This window comes from Arthrobacter sp. ISL-85, from assembly GCF_018613675.1.
Classification (GTDB): domain Bacteria; phylum Actinomycetota; class Actinomycetes; order Actinomycetales; family Micrococcaceae; genus Arthrobacter.
Genome location: NZ_JAGGPQ010000016.1, coordinates 241561 through 261493 on the forward strand (window position 1 = coordinate 241561; position 19933 = coordinate 261493).

Consider the following 19933-nt stretch of genomic DNA (forward strand, 5'->3'; position numbering starts at 1 on the left):
CGTCCAGGCCGGTTGGCGCTCTATTGGGGGAAACCCTGAACCGTCCCTGAGCTGTCCCCGGGAAGCGGCCGAATGCGGTCCGGGCAACCCTGATCCATGCTTGGATTGACGCATGACAACCCTCCCGGTGCGGCCGCCCCTGGCACGGAGCAGCGACCGTGTCATTGCCGGGGTGTGCTCCGGCCTGGCCGCCCACCTGGGCTGGCCGGTGAAGAACGTCCGCCTGGGCATGGTTCTTGCGTCGTTCGCAGGAGGGGCAGGCCTGGTCTTCTATGCATGGCTCTGGATCATGGTGCCCACCGCGGACGAGGCCGCCCGCCGCAACGCCCGCCGCCCGGCGTCGCCCATTGCCCCGACGGTGAGCCAGCCGCCCCATGGAACGGCGCACGACGGAACGGCGCACGACGGCGGAACACCCGCAGGTGCGGCAGGTCCCGTTCCGGGCGGCTCGGGTGGGACTGCCGGTCCACCCTGGTTCCGGGCGCGCGGAATGCGTTACGGCAAGGAAATCCTGCTGGGCTGCGGCCTCCTGCTGGTGGCGGGCATCATGATCGCCCAGCTGCTGGGCGTGGATGTGTCCCTCGGGACGCTGATTCCCGCTGCCGCCGTCCTGGGTGGTGCGTCGATCGCGTGGATGCAGCTGGACGAGACCCGGCGCGCCGGCCTGGTGGACAAGACCAAAGCCGACCAGGCCGGCGGCTGGGGCAGGCTTGCTGCCGGACTTGCGCTGGTGGTGGCCGGTGTCCTGGTGATGGTGTCCGGATCGGGTTCATGGGAGCAGACCTGGCTCGCGTTGCTCGCTTCGGTGGCCGTCCTCGGCGGGGTGGTGCTGGTCCTGCTGCCCTGGGCCCTGAAGTTCTGGCGGGACCTGGAAGCGGAGCGCGCCGGCCGGATCCGGGAGACGGAACGTGCCGAGATCGCCGCCCACCTCCACGATTCCGTGCTGCAGACCCTCGCCTTGATCCAGCGTCGTGCAGGCAGCGAGCACGACGTCGTCCGCCTGGCCCGTGCGCAGGAACGCGAGCTGCGTGGCTGGCTGTTCCAGGATCCCGGCCGCGAAAGCGGACAGCTTTCAGACCGGATCAAGGCCGTCGCAGGCGAGGTGGAGGACCTGCTCGGCAACGCCGTGGAGGTGGTCACCGTTGGTGATGCCGCCATGACCGAGGCACACGAGGCCCTTGTCCAGGCCAGCCGGGAGGCCATGCTCAATGCCTCACGGCATGGTGGCGGGACGGTCTCGGTCTACCTTGAGGCGTCTGACGGGCAGGCCGAAATCTTCATCAAGGACAGGGGGCCCGGCTTTGAACTGGGGGACGTTCCGGCGGACCGGCTGGGCGTCCGCGAATCAATCATCGGCAGGATGAAACGGCACGGCGGCTCTGCGGCCATCCTCAGTACCGGCGACGGCACCGAGGTCCGTCTCAGGCTGCCCGCTGCAGCAGAACACGCGGAAGGAAAGTCATGAACACAGCCCAGGGAACAGGCGCCGGTGGTGCCCGGCCGGTCAGGTCTGCGCGGGTGGTCATCGTGGACGACCACGCCATCTTCCGGTCCGGACTGAAGGCGGACCTGGACGCCAGTATCGAGGTGGTGGGGGAGGCCGCCACCGTTGAGGAGGCCATCGCCGTGATTGCCCGGCAGCGGCCCGACGTCGTCCTGCTGGATGTGCACCTGCCCGGCGGATTGGGCGGCGGCGGCCGGGAAGTCATCGCAGGCTCCGCCGCACTCCTGGCCACTACCCGGTTCCTGGCCCTGAGCGTCTCCGACGCGGCGGAGGACGTGGTTGCCGTCATTCGCGCCGGCGCCCGCGGCTATGTCACCAAGACCATCTCCGGCGCCGAGATCACGGATGCCGTGTTCCGGGTGGCCGGTGGCGATGCGGTCTTTTCGCCCCGCCTTGCCGGTTTTGTCCTGGACGCCTTTGGTACTGCCCCCGCGGACATTGCCGATGACGAACTGGACAAGCTCTCAGCGCGGGAACTGGAGGTCATGCGGCTCATCGCACGGGGCTACAGCTACAAGGAAGTGGCCAAGGAACTCTTCATCAGCATCAAAACCGTAGAGACCCATGTGTCGGCGGTGCTCCGGAAGCTCCAGCTCTCCAGCCGGCACGAACTCACCAAGTGGGCCGCGGAGCGCCGCCTCCTCTAAACGCCCGCTCACCTTTCGCCCCTTAAACCAAAACGCCCGCTCACCTTTCGCCTCTTAAACCAAAACGCCCGCTCACTCCCCCTAAGGGAGTGAGCGGGCGTTTGGGGTTTACCTGCGGAAAGTGAGCGGGCGTCTACTGGGCCTTGCCGAGGAAGTCCTGCAGGCGCTGGACGCCCGTGGCGAGGTCGTCGTCGCCCAAGGCATAGGAGAGGCGGAGGAAACCTGAGGGGCCAAAGGCCTCGCCCGGAACCACTGCCACCTCAACCTCGTCCAGGATCAGTGCGGCCAGCTCGGCGGAGGTCTGTGGGGTGGCGGTGCCGGACGTCGTCGGGAATTCCTTGCCCAGCAGCGCGCGGACGTCCGCGTACACGTAGAAGGCGCCCTTCGGCGTCGGGCATTCCACGCCTTCAATGGCATTCAGGCCGGCGACGATGGCCTTGCGGCGGCGGTCGAACGCCACCTTCATTTCGTCGACGGCCGTCAGCGGGCCGGACACGGCAGCCAGGGCAGCGATCTGCATGATGTTGGAGACGTTCGACGTGGCGTGCGACTGCAGGTTGGTGGCCGCCTTGATGACGTCGGCGGGACCGATCATCCAGCCCACACGCCAACCGGTCATGGCATATGTCTTGGCAACGCCGTTGAGGATGACCACCTTGTCGCCCAGTTCCGGTGCGGCGGTGGCGATGGAGGTGAAGGGGACGCCGTCGTAGGTCAGGTGCTCATAGATCTCATCCGTGACCACCCAGAGGCCCTTGGCCGCGGCCCACTTGCCGATCTCCGCCACCTGCTCGGGGGAGTAGACAGCGCCGGTGGGGTTCGACGGCGAGACAAACAGCAGGATCTTGGTGCGGTCCGTCACGGCTGCTTCGAGCTGCTCGACGGTCACCAGGTAGTCCTGTTCCGGCCCGGCGAAAACCTCCACGGGGACGCCGCCTGCCAGCCGGATGGCCTCCGGGTACGTGGTCCAGAACGGGGTGGGCACGATGATTTCGTCGCCCGGATCCACCAAGGTGGCGAAGGTGTTGTATACGGCCTGCTTGCCGCCGTTGGTCACCAGCACCTGCGAGGGGTCAACCTGGTAGCCGGAGTCGCGCAGGGTCTTCCCGGCGATGGCCTTCTTCAACTCGGGCAGGCCGCCGGCGGGGGAGTAGCGGTGGAACCTGGGCTGGCCCGCTGCCTCGATGGCCGCCTGGACAATGTAGTCCGGGGTGGGGAAGTCGGGTTCGCCTGCACCGAAGCCAATAACCGGCCTGCCAGCTGCCTTCAGCGCCTTGGCCTTGGCATCAACGGCCAGGGTCGCGGATTCGGCAATTGCGGAAATGCGTTGGGAAACGCGGGCGGCAGACATTGGCAGGTCCGTTCTTCGCTTGCAGCCCGGAGGCTGGAATGTGGGATTCGACGAGTTCTACTCTATGCTGTTCACCGGGCCCTCCGGGGTGCCGGTTTTGATTTATGACTGCCCCGCGCAGCACGTTTCAGGCCGGACTTCGGATGGACCGGGGCGGGCTGGTTTTACCTGGGCGAAGTTCTTGCGTAGACTGGTTCACCGGTGTTGAAACACGGATGATGGCGTGCGCCCCAGTTCAAGCTGGTGTTTAGTCATCAAAGAGTGCACTTCACTCCATAGGGTAGTGGCGCAATTGGTAGCGCAGCGGTCTCCAAAACCGCAGGTTGCAGGTTCGAGTCCTGTCTGCCCTGCGCAAGCTGCTCCGGGCGAAAGCCCGGGGCAGGCGCAGCAACCATGGTTCTGATCAGGGCCGGGTAATCCACCATTGCAAAGATGAGCGAGGACCAGGTGACCGAAACAGCTGCCAGCAGCTCCAAGGGCCGCCCAGCTAAGAAGGAAGCCAAGGCAAACTTCTTCGCCCGCATTGCACTCTTCGTCCGCCAGATCATCGGCGAACTGAAGAAGGTTGTTGCTCCCACCCGCAAGGAACTGATCAACTACACGCTCGTGGTGCTGGTGTTCGTGGCCATCATGATGGTCATCGTCAGCCTGCTGGACATTGGTTTTGGAACCGCTGTCAGCTGGATCTTCGGCGGTACCGGCTCCAAGGACAGCTAAGGCTGCACAGTCCGCAGGCCGCGTGATTCACCCGGGAGACCGGAAGGAACCGCCGGCGTGCGGAATTGAGCCATTTAAATAGGCATGTTAGGCAATGAGGAAGCAGGAGACCAAGTGTCTGAGCAGGAGCTCGAGGTAACCGAGACTGGGATGGAAGAGTCCCAGGACGTCACGGCAGAAGCCGGTGAAGAGTCCGAGGTTGAGTCCTCCGTGCCCGAATCCGACGACGACGCCGCTTCCGACGCAGCAGTTGCTGACGCTGCCGGGGCCGACGCTTCAGATGCTGAAGACGAGTCCGCCGACGCCCTCGCCGCAGCCGCCGCCAAGGCCGAGGTGGATCCCGCCGAGGAGTTCAAGGCCAAGTTGCGCCGCCAGGAGGGTGACTGGTACGTCATCCACTCCTACGCCGGTTACGAAAACCGCGTGAAGGCCAACCTTGAAACCCGTATCCAGACCCTGGACATGGAAGATTACATCTTCGAAATCCAGGTGCCCATGGAAGAAGTCGTGGAGATCAAGAACGCCCAGCGCAAGGTGATCAACCGCGTCCGCATTCCCGGCTACGTCCTGGTCCGCATGGACCTCACCGATGCCTCCTGGGGCGCCGTCCGCCACACCCCCGGTGTCACCGGCTTCGTGGGCAACGCCCACAACCCGGTCCCGCTGCGCCTTGACGAGGTTTTCTCCATGCTCGCCCCTGTCTTCGAGGAAGAGCAGGCCGAGAAGGGCAAGCCGGTCAACAAGCAGCACCAGGCTCCTGTTGCAGTCGACTTCGAGGTCGGCGAGTCCGTCATCGTCAAGGAAGGTCCGTTCGAGACCCTCCCCGCCACGATCTCGGAAATCAAGCCCGAGTCCCAGACCCTCGTAGTGCTGGTCTCCATCTTCGAGCGCGAAACGCCGGTCACCCTGGCGTTCAACCAGGTCACCAAGATCTGAGCATCCTAGAATTCGTCCCGGTGCCGCCCGCTTAGTGGCACCGGAACGGCCGGCCGCCTTGCCATGGCGGCCAAAAACCTGAGGCACGCTCCTGTGCCCCAGGACGTTATTGAGAGAAGGACCCTACATTGGCTCCCAAGAAGAAGGTCACCGGCCTCATCAAGCTGCAGATCCAGGCAGGTGCCGCCAACCCGGCCCCGCCGATCGGTCCTGCGCTTGGCCAGCACGGTGTCAACATCATGGAATTCTGCAAGGCGTACAACGCTGCCACGGAAGCCCAGCGCGGAAACGTCATCCCCGTGGAAATCACGGTCTACGAAGACCGTTCCTTCACGTTCATCACCAAGACCCCGCCGGCCGCAGAGCTCATCAAGAAGGCTGCAGGCGTTGCCAAGGGTTCATCCACCCCGCACACCGTCAAGGTTGCCAAGCTTACCCAGGCCCAGGTCAACGAGATCGCCTCCACCAAGATGGAGGACCTCAACGCCACCAGCCTCGAAGGCGCAGCGAAGATCATCGCCGGTACCGCCCGCTCCATGGGCATCACCGTCGAGGGCTAATACCCTCTATCGCTGTCCAGCGTCGGGTAATTGACGACGACGGGCGGCACCGCCGGGAAACCGGCACCCACACAATTGAAATGTTGGCCATCCGGGCCGGATAACGAACCGGAGCGCTGACTGTGGCAGGGCCCAGCGCGGTCCGCAGACCACAACTGCACAAGGAGAAATAAGCAGCATGGCAAAGCGCAGCAAAGCATATGAGGCAGCAGCCGCCAAGATCGATGCGGAGAAGCACTACGCACCGTTCGAGGCAGTAACGCTGGCCAAGGACACCAACCCGTCCAAGTTCGACGCCACCGTTGAGGTCGCTTTCCGCCTCGGCGTGGACCCCCGCAAGGCGGACCAGATGATCCGCGGCACCGTCAACCTGCCCCACGGCACCGGTAAGACTGCCCGCGTCCTGGTCTTCGCAACGGGTGACAAGGCTGAGGCCGCAATCGCAGCCGGCGCCGACTTCGTTGGTTCCGACGACCTGATCGAAAGGATCGCCGGCGGCTGGACCGACTTTGACGCCGCCGTTGCCACCCCTGACCTCATGGGCAAGGTTGGCCGCCTCGGTAAGGTCCTGGGCCCGCGCAACCTGATGCCGAACCCGAAGACGGGCACCGTGACCCCGGACGTCACCAAGGCCGTCAACGACATCAAGGGTGGAAAGATCGACTTCCGCGTCGACAAGCACTCCAACCTGCACTTCATCATCGGCAAGGTTTCCTTCGACGCCATCAAGCTGGCCGAGAACTACGCGGCAGCACTGGAAGAGGTGCTTCGCCTCAAGCCGTCCGCTGCGAAGGGCCGCTACATCCAGAAGGCAACCGTTGCCACCACGTTCGGCCCCGGCATCTCTGTCGACCCCAACGTCACCAAGGTGCTCACCGAGGCGTAATCCCTCACTGACGCTCCTGCTCCCGGATTGATTCGGGAGCAACCGAAGACCGTCCCGCCGCTTGTGCGCCGGGACGGTCTTCTTTTTTGCGGACCGGCCCGTGGCTGCAAGGCGGCCAACCTGCGCCCCCCGTGGAACAAAAGGCACCCGGCGCGCTCGGTAGACACATGGAATGCCAGTGAAATCCAGCATATGCTGGCGATAAATACCGCACTTGGATTCAGGTCCGCTGGCTCTGAAGGTGAGTGGCAGAAACGGCTGGGATGATGCCCGAATGGCAATAGACGTGAAGATCGAGCAGCTATGGATTCCCGACTCACTGGACACCCCGGATGCAGCGGACTTCCTCGCCGCCGTGGAGGTTGGCCGCAAGGTGCGGATGCAGACCTGGGGCAGTGACGATCTTGCTTACGGTCCCCAGGAAAAGCTGCTTGAGTTCGCAGACCCGTATGAGCGCCAGCTTATCCTCGTTGCCAAAGTGGACGGCGCCATCGTGGGCACAGTTGATATCGCGCTGCCCCTGACAGATCACCTGGACCTTGCTGAGCTCACCCTGGACATCCTGCCCGAGTTCCAGCGGCAGGGTGTGGGCCGCCGTCTGCTCGAGGCCGCCGAACAGCTGGCCAGGGGCGAAGGCCGCACCATGATCCTGGTTGACACCAACCACCCGGGCGCCTCACTGCACGAGTTTGAACGGGCCCAGCTGGTTCCCGGCTCCGGGCAGGGGTTTGTGCCCCTGGAGAGCCGCGAAGTGGAGTTCGCGCAGAAGACCGGATACACCCTGCAGCACATCGAGCAGTTCAGCTCCTGCCTGCTGCCGCTGGATACCAAGCTGGTGGCCGACCTCCAGGCAGAAGCCGGGGAGGCAAACAACGGCAGGTACCGGCTGCACCATTGGACGGACCGCTGCCCCGACCTCTGGCTGGAGGCCGTGGCCGCCCTGGAAAACCAGGCCGGCGCCGACATGGACCCCTCACTCGACGTGCCCGTTGAACAGGACCTGGTGTTCGACGGCGGCATCCTGCGCGAGGCGGAGGAGGTCGCCATCGCGCAGGGCAGGAGAACGGTGGTCACCGCCGTCGAGCACATCGCCACCGGAACACTGGTGGGCCTGACAACCATCACCGTCCTGGCGCACCGGGCTGACGTCGTGTTCCAGGACGACACCCTGGTCCTGCAGGAACACCGGGGCAACAAACTCGGGCTGCTGATCAAGGTAGCCAACATGGAACGGCTCAGCGAGCAGTTCCCGGACGCGCGCATCATCTATACCTGGAATGCGCCAGAGAACCGGTACCTTCTGACGGTCAACAAGCAGCTCGGATTCCAGACGGCCGGGGTGACCGGAATCTGGCAGAAGGAGCTCCCCACGCTGCACACCAGCACCAGTTGAGCGGCCGATTTGGCGGACCGGCAAAGCCTCGCGTAAGCTGGGAGCACCAAAGACCGTCGGTTGTTGGAAATCCACTCTCCTGAACATGGCTCAACTCTGCAGTTGTGCGCAGGGGACCACAGTGGCTTTCCAGACGAAGGACCCTCAACGCAGGGCGGCCGGCGCAGGTGAACGAAGCAAAGCTCCACGGCATGACCGTGTTGAGCCAAGCCCCGTGCATCTGCGCGGGGCGTTTTTAGTTTTAGCTCTCTTGAGCGGGGACCGTCGAATACCGGCACTATCCCCGGAAGGAGGGTTATGGCAACGCCTACCAAGGTTTCAGCAGTAGCTGAGATCACTAACGATTTCAAGGAATCGAACGCCGCTGTCCTGACCGAATACCGCGGGCTCACCGTTGCACAGCTCAAGCAGCTGCGTGTTTCTCTCGGCCAGGACACCAAGTTCGCGGTCGTCAAGAACACCCTGACCGCCATTGCAGCCAAGGAAGCCGGTGTCGAAGCATTCGACGGCCAGCTTGCCGGCCCCACTGCAATCGCGTTCATCAAGGGTGACGCAGTTGCCGCTGCCAAGAGCCTGACGGATTTTGCCAAGGCCAACAAGCAGCTGGTCATCAAGACTGGTTACTTCGAGGGCAAGTCACTGGACGCCACCGAGGTCGCCGCACTGGCTGCCCTCGAGTCCCGCGAGCTGCAGCTCGCCAAGGTTGCAGGCGTCCTCAAGGCACCCGCCGCCGCAGCTGCACGCATCATCGACGCACTGCGCCTCAAGCTTGAAGAAGAGAACGGTGCACCGGCAGCTGCCGAAGCGCCCGCCGCTGAAGAAGCCCCTGCCGCTGAAGCTGAAGCTGCCGCCGAAGCTCCCGCTGCCGAAGAGAACTAGTTCTCTTTACCCCACCAGACTCCGGTGTATGCCCGGCTCCACGCCGTTCGGACACCACAACAGGAAGGACGCCAACCATGGCGAAGCTCAGCAACGAAGAGCTCATTGAAGCTTTCAAGGAACTGACCATCATCGAGCTCTCCGAGTTCGTCAAGCTCTTCGAAGAGACCTTCGAAGTTACCGCTGCTGCTGTAGCTGTTGCCGGCCCCGACGGCGGCGGCGCTGCTGAAGAGGTTGAAGAGAAGACTGACTTCGACGTCATCCTCGAAGCTGCCGGCGACAAGAAGATCGCGGTCATCAAGGAAGTTCGCGCCATCACCTCCCTCGGCCTCAAGGAAGCCAAGGACCTGGTTGACAGCGCACCCAAGGCTGTCCTCGAAGGCGCAACCAAGGAAGCTGCCGAGAAGGCCAAGGAGCAGCTCGAGGCTGCAGGCGCCACCGTTACCCTCAAGTAACAACGCCTTTTTCCTTCGGAAACCCCGTCCACTCCGGTGGACGGGGTTTCCTGCTTTAACGCGGGCCCTCGACCGGCGTCCCGGCTTAAGCGGGATCGCTGATGTCAGCCACAACGGCGCCCAGGGCAGCGGTCAGCGCATCGGCCTCCACGAACGCGCTGTAGCCGTGCGCGCCGGCGCCCATGGAGATGCGCCGTCCAATGATCGTGCTGTCGGCATAGACGGGCCACGCGGTGGTGCTGCCCAGCGGCGTGATGGTGCCCCGCTCGTAGCCGGTGGCCTCCAGGGCGGTGCCCGCGGGTGGAAGGGACAGCTTGTTCACCCCCACCAGGGCACGGAGCTTGGGCCAGGAAATCTGCCGGTCACCCGGGATCAGCGCGAACAGGAACGTTCCGTCCTTGTGCTTGACCACCAGGGACTTCACGATGTCCGCCGGGCTGATCCCCAGGATGGCCGCAGCCTCTTCAAGGCTCTTCGCTGCCGGCCTTTCCACCACGTCCACTTCCAGGCCACGTGCGGCGGCGTCGGCCAGGAAACGTTCCCGTCCGACGCCGTCCGCACCGTTTCCGGCTGGGGCCGCCATCAGTCGCGGTACAGCAGGAGGGCCTCGCCCTGCCCGCCCCCGCCGCAAAGGGATACTGCAGCCTTGCCGTTCCCGCGCCGCTTCAGCTCATGGGCGGCGTGGGCGGCCAGCCGGGCACCCGAGGCACCGATCGGATGCCCCAGGGCGATGGCGCCGCCGTGGATGTTGCACTTCTCCAGCGGGTAGTCCAGGTCCTTGAGGGACTGCACCGCAACCGAACCGAATGCTTCATTGATTTCGATGAAGTCAAGGTCGGCAGTGCTCCAGCCCGCTTTGCCGAGGGCGTTCATGATGGCGTTCGAAGGCTGGGAATGCAGGGAGTTGTCAGGGCCGGCCACCTGTCCCGGCTTCCCGACCACGGCCAGGTATTCCAGTCCGTGCTCCTCGGCGTAAGTACGGGATGCGAGGACCAGGGCGGCGGCGCCGTCGGACAGGGGAGAGGAGTTGCCCGCCGTGATGGTGCCGTCGGTGACGAAAGCTGCCCGCAGGCCGGCCAGCGATTCAACCGAGGTATTGGGACGGACCCCTTCATCGGTGTCCACCACCAGGGGCTCGCCTTTCCGCTGCTTGACGCTCACAGGTGCGATCTCGCCGTCGAACGTTCCATTCTTTGCCGCAAGCGCCGCGCGCTGGTGCGATTGGGCGGCAACGTTGTCCTGGGAGGTGCGGTCAATGCCCAGCGCCAGGTTCCGCGTGTCGGTGGACAGGCCCATCGAGGCCCCATCGAAGGCATCGGTCAGCCCGTCATGGGCGGCAGCGTCCAGCGCCTGGATGGAACCGTACGTCCACCCCTGGCGTGACCCGGGAAGCAGGTGCGGTGCCCGGCTCATCGACTCCTGGCCTCCCGCCACCACGACGGCCGCCTCGCCTGCGCGGATCATCCGTGCGGCGTCGATGACTGCGGTGAGGCCGGAAAGGCACACTTTGTTGACCGTCACCGCAGGGACGTTCCACCCGATGCCGGCACCGATGGCGCTCTGCCGCGCAGGGTTCTGCCCGGCGCCTGCCTGAAGGACCTGGCCCATGATGACGGCCTCCACATCCGCTGCATCAACGCCGCTGGATTCCAGCGCGGCCCTGATGGCGTGGGCACCCAGATCCACTGCCGTGAGACTGGACAGTTGGCCGTTGATCCGGCCCTGCGGAGTCCGCGCCGCCCCGAGGATGACAACGTCGCTGCTGTCGGAAAAGTTGCCCATGGTTACCACTTTCAATCCGGTTTCGGTGTAGGCCACCAAGGCTATCGTGAGCCTGGTCACCCCATCTATTCAAACGCTGGAAGCGCTATGTGCATTCCTGCCGCATCATCGACCTGCCCGTCTGGCTGCAGGCGCAGGGGAAGAGTCCCCATTGGCGGATGATGCACGACGGCGGCCGGTTGCGTAGGGTGGACGGCGAGGCTTTGCAGGGGGCGCGCTTTGCAGGGGGACACCAGGTCCGGGGCCGGGACGGACGGAGCCACATCGTGAAGAAGACAAGTACAGCGGCGGCAACCGCGGTCATGGCTGCGTTGACGGGCAGTGCACTGGCCGCTTGCTCGGTGTCCACACCGGCGCCGGCGGAATCCAGCCAGTCCTCGGCAGTGCCGTCGCCCTCGGACCCCGGCACTCAACGCAGCAGCTCCGCCGCTTCCACTGGTCCCGGAAGCCACAGTGCGGCGGCCCGGTCGGGTGGAACCAGGGAAGCCTGCGAACTCTTCAACGAACTGGTGGCGGACTACGCTGCCGTTCCCCCCACCGATTCCAAGGGCTACGAAGACGTCTACTCGAAGGCCCAGGATGCCAAGGACACCGTTTCCGGGGACCTGCGGGGGCTCTTCACCTCGCTGGGCCTGCTGGCCATCAACCGCTCGTCGGCGGCGGACTCCGGGGGCAAGGCGTCGCAGGAATCGCAGGACGCCGTACGGGACGCAGTGTTTGCCAATGCGGGAACCTGCACGGCCGCGGGCGTCACGCTGCGCCTCTAGGCTGGCCCGCGAGGCGCAATGCCAAGACTGAAAACAAGGTGCTTGCAATCCGGCGGGATGTGGGGTAGACACGTAGGTTGTTTTGCCGTATCGTAGATATTTGCGTCTTCCCTGTTTACCTTCAGCCTTCATATAGCGGTGGGCTTTGCCTGGCAGCTGACTACCAACGTGCCCAACAACGGTCACAGCATAGTCGGTCCAGGCCCCGGGTCATATAGCGGAACCGGATGGTAGCGCTGCGGAGTCACTTCGCAGGGTGCACAGCGGGGGAGATCTGAAAACGCCTGAAGGTCTGTGGAAGGATCCCTCTTGGTCGCCTCGAGCACCTCTAATAACGAAACCGCTAACACTGCCGACAGCACTGATGGTGCCACTCGCCGGCTCTCATTCGCAAAGATTCACGAACCTCTTGACGTTCCGAATCTGCTTGCCCTGCAGACGGACAGCTTTGACTGGCTGGTCGGCAATGAGCGCTGGCAGGCACGCGTGGCAAAGGCTGTCGAAGAAAACGATCTCAGCGTCGCCACCACGTCCGGCCTGTCGGACATCTTCGAAGAGATCTCCCCGATCGAGGACTTCCAGGGCACAATGTCCCTGAGCTTCTCCGATCCGGAGTTCGCTGACCCCAAGTACACGATGGCTGAGTGCAAGGACCGGGATGCAACGTACTCGGCTCCGCTGTACGTCAAGGCCGAGTTCATGAACAACAACACGGGCGAAATCAAGCAGCAGACCGTGTTCATGGGCGACTTCCCGCTGATGACCGAGAAGGGCACCTTCGTCGTCAACGGCACCGAGCGTGTCGTCGTCTCCCAGCTGGTCCGTTCGCCGGGCGCCTACTTCGAGCGCACCGCTGACAAGACCAGCGACAAGGACATCTTCACCGCCAAGATCATTCCGTCCCGCGGTGCCTGGTTTGAGCTCGAGATCGACAAGCGCGACCAGGTCGGTGTCCGGCTGGACCGCAAGCGCAAGCAGTCCGTCACCGTCCTGCTGAAGGCCCTGGGCTGGACCGAGGGGCAGATCCTCGAAGAGTTCGGCCAGTACGACTCCATGCGGGCAACCCTGGAGAAGGACGCCACCGAAACCCGCGAAGACGCCCTGCTGGACATCTACCGCAAGCTGCGTCCGGGCGAGCCGCCCACCGTCGAGGCGGCCCAGTCCCTGCTGGACAACCTGTACTTCAACTCCAAGCGGTACGATCTGGCCAAGGTTGGCCGCTACAAGATCAACCGCAAGCTGGGCATCGACCGCTCCCTTGGCGACAAGGAAGCCTCTGTCCTGCACGTTGAAGACATCGTCGCCATGATCAAGTTCCTCGTCGCGCTGCACGCCGGCGAGAAGACCATCAAGGGCACCCGCGATGGCCAGGAAGTGGACCTGCGCGTCGAGATCGACGACATTGACCACTTCGGCAACCGCCGCATCCGCGCCGTTGGCGAGCTCATCGAGAACCAGGTCCGCACCGGCCTGTCCCGGATGGAGCGCGTTGTCCGCGAGCGGATGACCACCCAGGACGTCGAGGCCATCACGCCGCAGACCCTGATCAACATCCGCCCCGTGGTTGCAGCCATCAAGGAGTTCTTCGGAACGTCCCAGCTGTCGCAGTTCATGGACCAGAACAACCCGCTCTCGGGCCTGACCCACAAGCGCCGCCTGTCGGCCCTTGGCCCCGGTGGTTTGTCCCGTGACCGCGCCGGCATGGAAGTCCGTGACGTGCACCCGTCCCACTACGGACGCATGTGCCCCATCGAAACCCCTGAAGGCCCGAACATTGGGCTCATCGGTTCGCTGGCTTCCTACGGACGCATCAACCCGTTCGGCTTCATCGAGACCCCGTACCGGCTGGTCAAGGACGGCGTCGTGTCCGACGACGTCCAATATCTGACGGCCGACGACGAGGCCGAGGTGCTGATCGCCCAGGCCAACGCCCCGCTCGACGAGAACAAGAAGTTCGCCGAAGAGACCGTCCTGGTCCGTGCCCGCGGTGGTGGAGGCGAGCCGGTCCTGGTTCCCGCCGCCGACGTCGAGTTCATGGACGTCTCCCCGCGCCAGATGGTGTCCGTGGCTACGGCCCTGATTCCGTTCCTGGAGCACGACGACGCCAACCGCGCACTCATGGGTGCCAACATGCAGCGCCAGGCTGTGCCGCTGGTCCGTTCCGAGGCCCCCTTCGTGGGCACCGGCATGGAGCGCGCCGCCGCCGTCGACGCCGGTGACGTCGTCATCGCCAAGAAGGCCGGTGTGGTCACCGAGGTTTCCGCCGAGCTCGTCATCATGCTCAACGACGACGGCACCGAAACCAACTACCGCATCAACAAGTTCGCCCGTTCCAACCAGGGCAACTGCTACAACCACCGCGTCCTGGTCAACGAAGGCCAGCGCCTGGAAGTTGGCGGCATCATCGCCGACGGCCCGGCAACGGACCAGGGCGAACTCGCACTGGGCAAGAACCTGCTCGTGGCATTCATGTCATGGGAAGGCCACAACTTCGAGGACGCCATCATCCTCTCGCAGCGCATCGTTGCCGAGGACGTCCTTTCCTCCATCCACATCGAGGAGCACGAGATCGATGCCCGCGACACCAAGCTTGGTGCCGAGGAAATCACCCGTGACATCCCCAACGTGTCCGAGGAAGTGCTGGCCGGCCTGGACGAGCGCGGCATCATCCACATCGGTGCCGAGGTTGAAGCAGGGGACATCCTGGTTGGAAAGGTCACCCCGAAGGGTGAAACCGAACTGACCCCGGAAGAGCGCCTGCTGCGCGCCATCTTCGGTGAGAAGTCGCGCGAAGTCCGCGATACCTCACTGAAGGTTCCCCACGGCGAGTCCGGCACCGTCATCGGCGTACGCGTCTTCGACCGCGACAACGACGACGAACTGCCCCCGGGCGTGAACCAGCTGGTCCGCGTCTACGTGGCCGCCAAGCGCAAGATCACCGACGGCGACAAGCTCGCCGGCCGCCACGGCAACAAGGGTGTTATCTCCAAGATCCTCCCGATCGAGGACATGCCCTTCCTTGCCGACGGCACCCCCGTCGACATCGTCCTGAACCCGCTGGGTGTTCCGGGCCGCATGAACGTGGGCCAGGTGCTCGAAACGCACCTCGGCTGGGTTGCCAAGACCGGTTGGAAGATCGAAGGCGAGCCCGAGTGGGTCAAGCAGTTGCCCAACCTGCCGCGCGAGAGTGGTCCCACCACTGTTGCAACGCCGGTGTTCGACGGCGCCCGCGAAGAGGAAATCACGGGCCTGCTCGATTCCACCAACGTGACCCGCGACGGTGACCGCCTGATCAACTCCTCGGGCAAGACCCGCCTGTTTGACGGCCGCTCCGGCGAGCCGTTCCCGGATCCGATCTCGGTCGGCTACATGTACATCCTGAAGCTCCACCACCTGGTGGACGACAAGATCCACGCGCGCTCCACCGGCCCGTACTCCATGATCACGCAGCAGCCGCTGGGTGGTAAGGCACAGTTCGGTGGCCAGCGCTTCGGTGAAATGGAAGTGTGGGCGCTCGAAGCTTATGGCGCCGCCTACACGCTCCAGGAACTCCTCACGATCAAGTCCGATGACATCCACGGTCGTGTGAAGGTCTACGAAGCGATCGTCAAGGGCGAGAACATCCCCGAGCCGGGCGTTCCCGAATCCTTCAAGGTCTTGATCAAGGAAATGCAGTCGCTGTGCCTGAACGTGGAAGTTCTTTCCACGGACGGAACCACAATTGAAATGCGTGACTCTGATGACGCAGTCTTCACGGCTGCGGAAGAACTGGGCATCGATCTGTCTCGCGCAGAGCCCAGCTCCGTAGAAGAGGTCTAGCAGGTCCGGTCCGACGGCGGGTGCCCACCCGCCGTCGGGCCTGACCTCCCTCATTCGTCAAGACTTCAGAATTTAGAGAACAAGAGAGAACAGGGACCATATGTCCAGCGAATCCTCCTTCGGCCTCATGCAGATCGGCCTCGCCACCGCGGAAGACATCCGCGGCTGGTCGTACGGCGAGGTTAAGAAGCCGGAAACCATCAACTACCGCACGCTCAAGCCCGAGAAGGACGGCCTCTTCTGCGAGAAGATCTTCGGCCCGTCCCGGGACTGGGAATGCTACTGCGGCAAGTACAAGCGCGTGCGCTTCAAGGGCATCATCTGTGAGCGCTGTGGCGTTGAAGTCACCCGCGCCAAGGTCCGCCGTGAGCGCATGGGCCACATCGAACTGGCCGCCCCCGTCACGCACATCTGGTACTTCAAGGGTGTTCCGTCCCGCCTGGGCTACCTCCTTGACCTGGCACCGAAGGACCTCGAAAAGGTCATCTACTTCGCTGCCTACATGATCACCAGCGTCGATGAGGCTGCCCGCCACGAGGAACTGCCCAACCTGCAGGTTGAGCACGACATCGAGAAGAAGCAGCTGATCGACAACCGCGACGGCGACATCGCCGCCATCGCCCGCGACCTCGAAGGCGAAATTGCACGCCTCGAGGGCGAAGGCGCCAAGGCTGCGGACAAGAAGAAGGCCCGCGACTCCGCCGACCGCCAGATGGCCAACGTGCGCAAGCGTGCCGACGCCGACATCGAGCGACTCGAGCAGGTCTGGGACCGCTTCAAGAACCTTAAGGTCGCCGACCTCGAAGGTGACGAAGGCCTGTACCGCGAACTGCGCGACCGCTACGGCATGTACTTCGAAGGCTCCATGGGTGCCGAGGCCATCAAGAAGCGTCTTGAGAACTTCGACATGCAGGCCGAGTCCGACCTGCTGCGCGACATCATTGCCAACGGCAAGGGCCAGCGCAAGACCCGTGCCCTCAAGCGCCTGAAGGTGGTCAACGCGTTCCTGACCACCAACAACAGCCCGCTCGGCATGGTCCTCGACGCCGTCCCGGTGATCCCGCCGGAACTGCGCCCCATGGTCCAGCTGGACGGTGGCCGCTTCGCGACCTCCGACCTCAACGACCTGTACCGCCGCGTGATCAACCGCAACAACCGCCTCAAGCGCCTGCTTGACCTGGGTGCTCCGGAGATCATCGTCAACAACGAGAAGCGCATGCTTCAGGAAGCCGTTGACAGCCTCTTCGACAACGGCCGCCGCGGCCGTCCGGTCACCGGACCGGGCAACCGTCCGCTGAAGTCCCTGAGCGACATGCTCAAGGGCAAGCAGGGCCGTTTCCGCCAGAACCTCCTCGGCAAGCGCGTCGACTACTCCGGCCGTTCGGTCATCGTCGTCGGCCCGCAGCTGAAGCTGCACCAGTGCGGCCTGCCCAAGCAGATGGCCCTGGAGCTCTTCAAGCCGTTCGTGATGAAGCGCCTGGTTGACCTCAACCACGCCCAGAACATCAAGTCGGCCAAGCGGATGGTGGAGCGCTACCGCCCGCAGGTCTGGGACGTGCTCGAAGAGATCATCACCGAACACCCGGTGCTGCTCAACCGTGCACCTACCCTGCACCGCCTGGGCATCCAGGCCTTCGAGCCGCAGCTTGTTGAAGGCAAGGCAATCCAGCTTCACCCGCTGGTTTGTGGTGCCTTCAATGCCGACTTCGACGGCGACCAGATGGCAGTCCACCTGCCGCTGAGCCCGGAGGCGCAGGCTGAGGCCCGCATCCTGATGCTGTCCTCGAACAACATCCTGAAGCCCTCCGACGGACGCCCGGTCACCCTGCCTTCGCAGGATATGATCATCGGCCTTTACCACCTGACCACCAAGCGCAAGGGTTCAGCCGGCGAAGGCAGGATCTTCTCCTCCGTATCGGAAGCCATCATGGCCTTCGATGCACGCGAGCTGCACCTGAACTCGCAGGTCAAGATCCGGCTCGAAGGGTTCGTTCCCTACGCGGGCTGGGAGGCTCCGGAAGGCTGGGAGCCCGGTCAGCCGGCGCTGGTCCAGACCTCCCTGGGCCAGGTTGTGTTCAACCAGACCCTGCCCGAGGACTACCCGTGGGTTGAAGCCGTTGCCGACAAGGGCGAACTGTCCCGGATCGTCAACGACCTTGCCGAGCGCTACCCGAAGGTTGTCACCGCAGCAACGCTGGACAACCTGAAGGATGCCGGCTTCTACTGGGCCACCCGTTCAGGCGTCACCGTTGCCATCTCCGACATCGAGGTTCCGGCTGCCAAGCCGCAGATCCTTGCCGGTTACGAGGAGCGGGCTGCCAAGATCCAGGGCCAGTACGACAAGGGCCTGATCGACGACGACGAGCGCCGCCAGGAACTTATCGAAATCTGGAACAAGGCAACCAACGAGATCGCCCAAGCTATGCGTGACAGCCTGTCGCCGATGAACACCATTAACCGCATGGTGTCCTCCGGTGCACGTGGTAACTGGATGCAGGTCCGCCAGATCGCAGGTATCCGTGGCCTGGTGGCCAACCCGAAGGGTGAAATTATTCCCCGTCCCATCAAGTCCTCCTACCGTGAGGGCCTGTCGGTGCTGGAATACTTCATCGCCACGCACGGCGCCCGTAAGGGCCTGGCCGATACCGCGCTGCGTACCGCCAACTCGGGTTACCTGACCCGTCGCCTGGTGGACGTCTCGCAGGACGTCATCGTCCGTGAAGAGGACTGCGGCACGGAGCGTGGCCTGGTCACGCCCATCGCCGTCGCCGATTCCAACGGTGAGCTGGTTCTTGACGAGAACGTCGAGAACAGCGCCTACGCACGTACGCTGGCCGTCGACGTCGTGGACTCCGAGGGCAAGGTCCTCGCAGCCGCCGGCACTGACTGCGGTGACGTCGTCATCGCGGAGCTCTTCAAGGCCGGCATCACCGAGGTCAAGGTCCGCTCCGTGCTCACCTGTGAGTCCAGCGTCGGCACCTGCGCCCTGTGCTACGGCCGTTCGCTGGCCACAGGCAAGACCGTGGACATCGGCGAGGCCGTGGGCATCATCGCCGCACAGTCCATCGGTGAGCCCGGTACCCAGCTGACCATGCGTACGTTCCACACCGGTGGTGCAGTTTCCGCCAGCGGTGGCGACGACATCACCCAGGGTCTGCCCCGTATCCAGGAGCTCTTCGAAGCCCGTACTCCGAAGGGTGTCGCACCGATTGCTGAAGCAGCCGGCCGCATCACCATCGAAGAGTCCGAGCGACAGATGCGCCTGGTCATCACTCCCGATGACGGAACGGAAGAGATCGCCTACCCGGTTCTCCGCCGTTCACGCCTGCTGATCGAAGACGGTGACCACGTCTCCGTTGGCCAGAAGCTGATCAACGGTCCGGTGGACCCCAAGCAGGTCCTGCGCATCATGGGTCCCCGTGCGGCACAGAAGTTCCTGGTGGACGAGGTCCAGGGCGTGTACCGCAGCCAGGGCATCGGTATCCACGACAAGCACGTCGAGGTTATCGTCCGCCAGATGCTGCGCCGCGTCACGGTCATCGAGTCCGGCGAATCGGACCTGCTGCCCGGCGAGCTCGCCGAGCGCAGCCGCTTCGAGGACGCCAACCGCCGCGTTGTGTCCGAGGGCAAGACGCCGGCTTCCGGGCGTCCTGAGCTCATGGGCATCACCAAGGCGTCGCTGGCCACCGAGTCCTGGCTGTCTGCAGCTTCCTTCCAGGAGACCACCCGCGTCCTGACGCAGGCGGCCATGGAAGGCAAGAGCGATCCGCTGCTGGGCCTCAAGGAGAACGTCATCATCGGTAAGCTGATCCCGGCCGGCACGGGCCTCCCGCGCTACACCGAGGTCACCGTGGAGCCCACTGAGGAAGCAAAGGCCAACCTGTTCACCGGCCCCAGCGCGTTCAGTGACTTCTCGTACGACACCCTGGGCGGTGACGGAGCTCCTGAGTTCCACGCCATCCCGCTGGATGACTACGACCTAGGCAACGACTTCCGGTAACCAGCCCGGCGAAGGCCCCGTTTCTCTTCGGCAGTTTGCCGGGGAGGGGCGGGGCCTTTCGTATACACCCAATTAAGCCCCGGGATCAAGCCGTGCTAGACTGTAGGTAATTGTTTGTGTGGCAGTGGATGAAGGCCGCCGCAGCATCATTTTGGTTTTGTTCTCATGATGCCGGGTGTGAGCTTGTTTCCGGGTTGCGGGCTAGGTGCGCAACGAATGCCACGCTTTTGCACGCCT

Annotated in this window: 15 protein-coding genes and 1 tRNA gene; 13 read left to right on the plus strand and 3 right to left on the minus strand. The window is 64.1% G+C overall.

The window, feature by feature from the left end:
* The first annotated feature begins 112 nt into the window (after positions 1–112).
* Positions 113–1465, plus strand: coding sequence for an ATP-binding protein (locus J7I84_RS12770; RefSeq protein WP_214944942.1), 1353 nt, complete (start codon positions 113–115; stop codon positions 1463–1465).
* The gene (locus J7I84_RS12775) at positions 1462–2151 is read left to right on the plus strand and encodes a response regulator transcription factor (protein ID WP_214944943.1); all 690 of its coding nucleotides are present in this window, start codon (positions 1462–1464) and stop codon (positions 2149–2151) included. The genes J7I84_RS12770 and J7I84_RS12775 overlap by 4 nt, the downstream gene beginning before the upstream one ends.
* 133 nt (positions 2152–2284) lie before the next feature.
* On the opposite strand, the gene J7I84_RS12780 is transcribed toward J7I84_RS12775, so the two are convergent.
* Positions 2285–3502 carry a pyridoxal phosphate-dependent aminotransferase gene (locus J7I84_RS12780; protein WP_214944944.1) on the minus strand — a complete coding sequence of 406 codons (1218 nt, stop codon included), beginning with the start codon at positions 3500–3502 and terminating at the stop codon, positions 2285–2287.
* A 277-nt stretch (positions 3503–3779) separates the two neighbouring features.
* Here J7I84_RS12780 and J7I84_RS12785 point away from each other — a divergent pair.
* The 8 genes from J7I84_RS12785 (at position 3780) to rplL (ending at position 9328) form a co-directional block, all read left to right on the plus strand.
* Positions 3780–3852: transfer RNA gene (locus J7I84_RS12785), tRNA-Trp, on the plus strand.
* A gap of 82 nt (positions 3853–3934) precedes the next feature.
* Positions 3935–4219, plus strand: a complete 285-nt coding sequence (gene secE / locus J7I84_RS12790; RefSeq protein WP_142133076.1) for a preprotein translocase subunit SecE — start codon at positions 3935–3937, stop codon at positions 4217–4219.
* 114 nt (positions 4220–4333) lie between these two features.
* Positions 4334–5155 (plus strand): transcription termination/antitermination protein NusG, encoded by an 822-nt coding sequence (gene nusG / locus J7I84_RS12795; protein ID WP_214944945.1) that lies wholly within the window; start codon positions 4334–4336, stop codon positions 5153–5155.
* 128 nt (positions 5156–5283) lie between these two features.
* Positions 5284–5715 (plus strand): 50S ribosomal protein L11, encoded by a 432-nt coding sequence (rplK, locus tag J7I84_RS12800; protein ID WP_018760472.1) that lies wholly within the window; start codon positions 5284–5286, stop codon positions 5713–5715.
* A 178-nt stretch (positions 5716–5893) separates the two neighbouring features.
* Positions 5894–6601, plus strand: coding sequence for a 50S ribosomal protein L1 (gene rplA / locus J7I84_RS12805; RefSeq protein WP_214944946.1), 708 nt, complete (start codon positions 5894–5896; stop codon positions 6599–6601).
* A gap of 274 nt (positions 6602–6875) precedes the next feature.
* Positions 6876–7994 (plus strand): GNAT family N-acetyltransferase, encoded by a 1119-nt coding sequence (locus tag J7I84_RS12810; protein ID WP_214944947.1) that lies wholly within the window; start codon positions 6876–6878, stop codon positions 7992–7994.
* A gap of 297 nt (positions 7995–8291) precedes the next feature.
* The gene (gene rplJ / locus J7I84_RS12815; RefSeq protein WP_214944948.1) at positions 8292–8873 is read left to right on the plus strand and encodes a 50S ribosomal protein L10; all 582 of its coding nucleotides are present in this window, start codon (positions 8292–8294) and stop codon (positions 8871–8873) included.
* 77 nt (positions 8874–8950) lie between these two features.
* Entirely contained in the window at positions 8951–9328 is a 378-nt protein-coding gene (gene rplL, locus J7I84_RS12820; RefSeq protein ID WP_214944949.1) for a 50S ribosomal protein L7/L12, read from the plus strand.
* Positions 9329–9413: 85 nt separating this feature from the next.
* Here the strand turns inward: rplL and J7I84_RS12825 are convergent, their stop codons facing one another.
* Entirely contained in the window at positions 9414–9911 is a 498-nt protein-coding gene (locus J7I84_RS12825) for an aminoacyl-tRNA deacylase (protein ID WP_214944950.1), read from the minus strand.
* Positions 9911–11110, minus strand: coding sequence for an acetyl-CoA C-acetyltransferase (locus tag J7I84_RS12830; protein ID WP_214945007.1), 1200 nt, complete (start codon positions 11108–11110; stop codon positions 9911–9913). The genes J7I84_RS12825 and J7I84_RS12830 overlap by 1 nt, the downstream gene beginning before the upstream one ends.
* Positions 11111–11199: 89 nt before the next feature.
* On the opposite strand from J7I84_RS12830, the gene J7I84_RS12835 reads away from it, so the two are divergent.
* The 3 genes from J7I84_RS12835 (at position 11200) to J7I84_RS12845 (ending at position 19696) form a co-directional block, all read left to right on the plus strand.
* Complete coding sequence (locus tag J7I84_RS12835) at positions 11200–11877, plus strand: hypothetical protein (protein ID WP_251046551.1); 678 nt, start codon at positions 11200–11202, stop codon at positions 11875–11877.
* 309 nt (positions 11878–12186) lie between these two features.
* On the plus strand, positions 12187–15696 hold the full coding sequence (rpoB, locus tag J7I84_RS12840; protein ID WP_214944951.1) for a DNA-directed RNA polymerase subunit beta: 3510 nt from the start codon (positions 12187–12189) through the stop codon (positions 15694–15696).
* Between the two features lie 100 nt (positions 15697–15796).
* A complete protein-coding gene (locus J7I84_RS12845) occupies positions 15797–19696 on the plus strand; it encodes a DNA-directed RNA polymerase subunit beta' (RefSeq protein ID WP_214944952.1) in 3900 nt (1299 codons plus the stop codon).
* Positions 19697–19933: the final 237 nt, after the last annotated feature.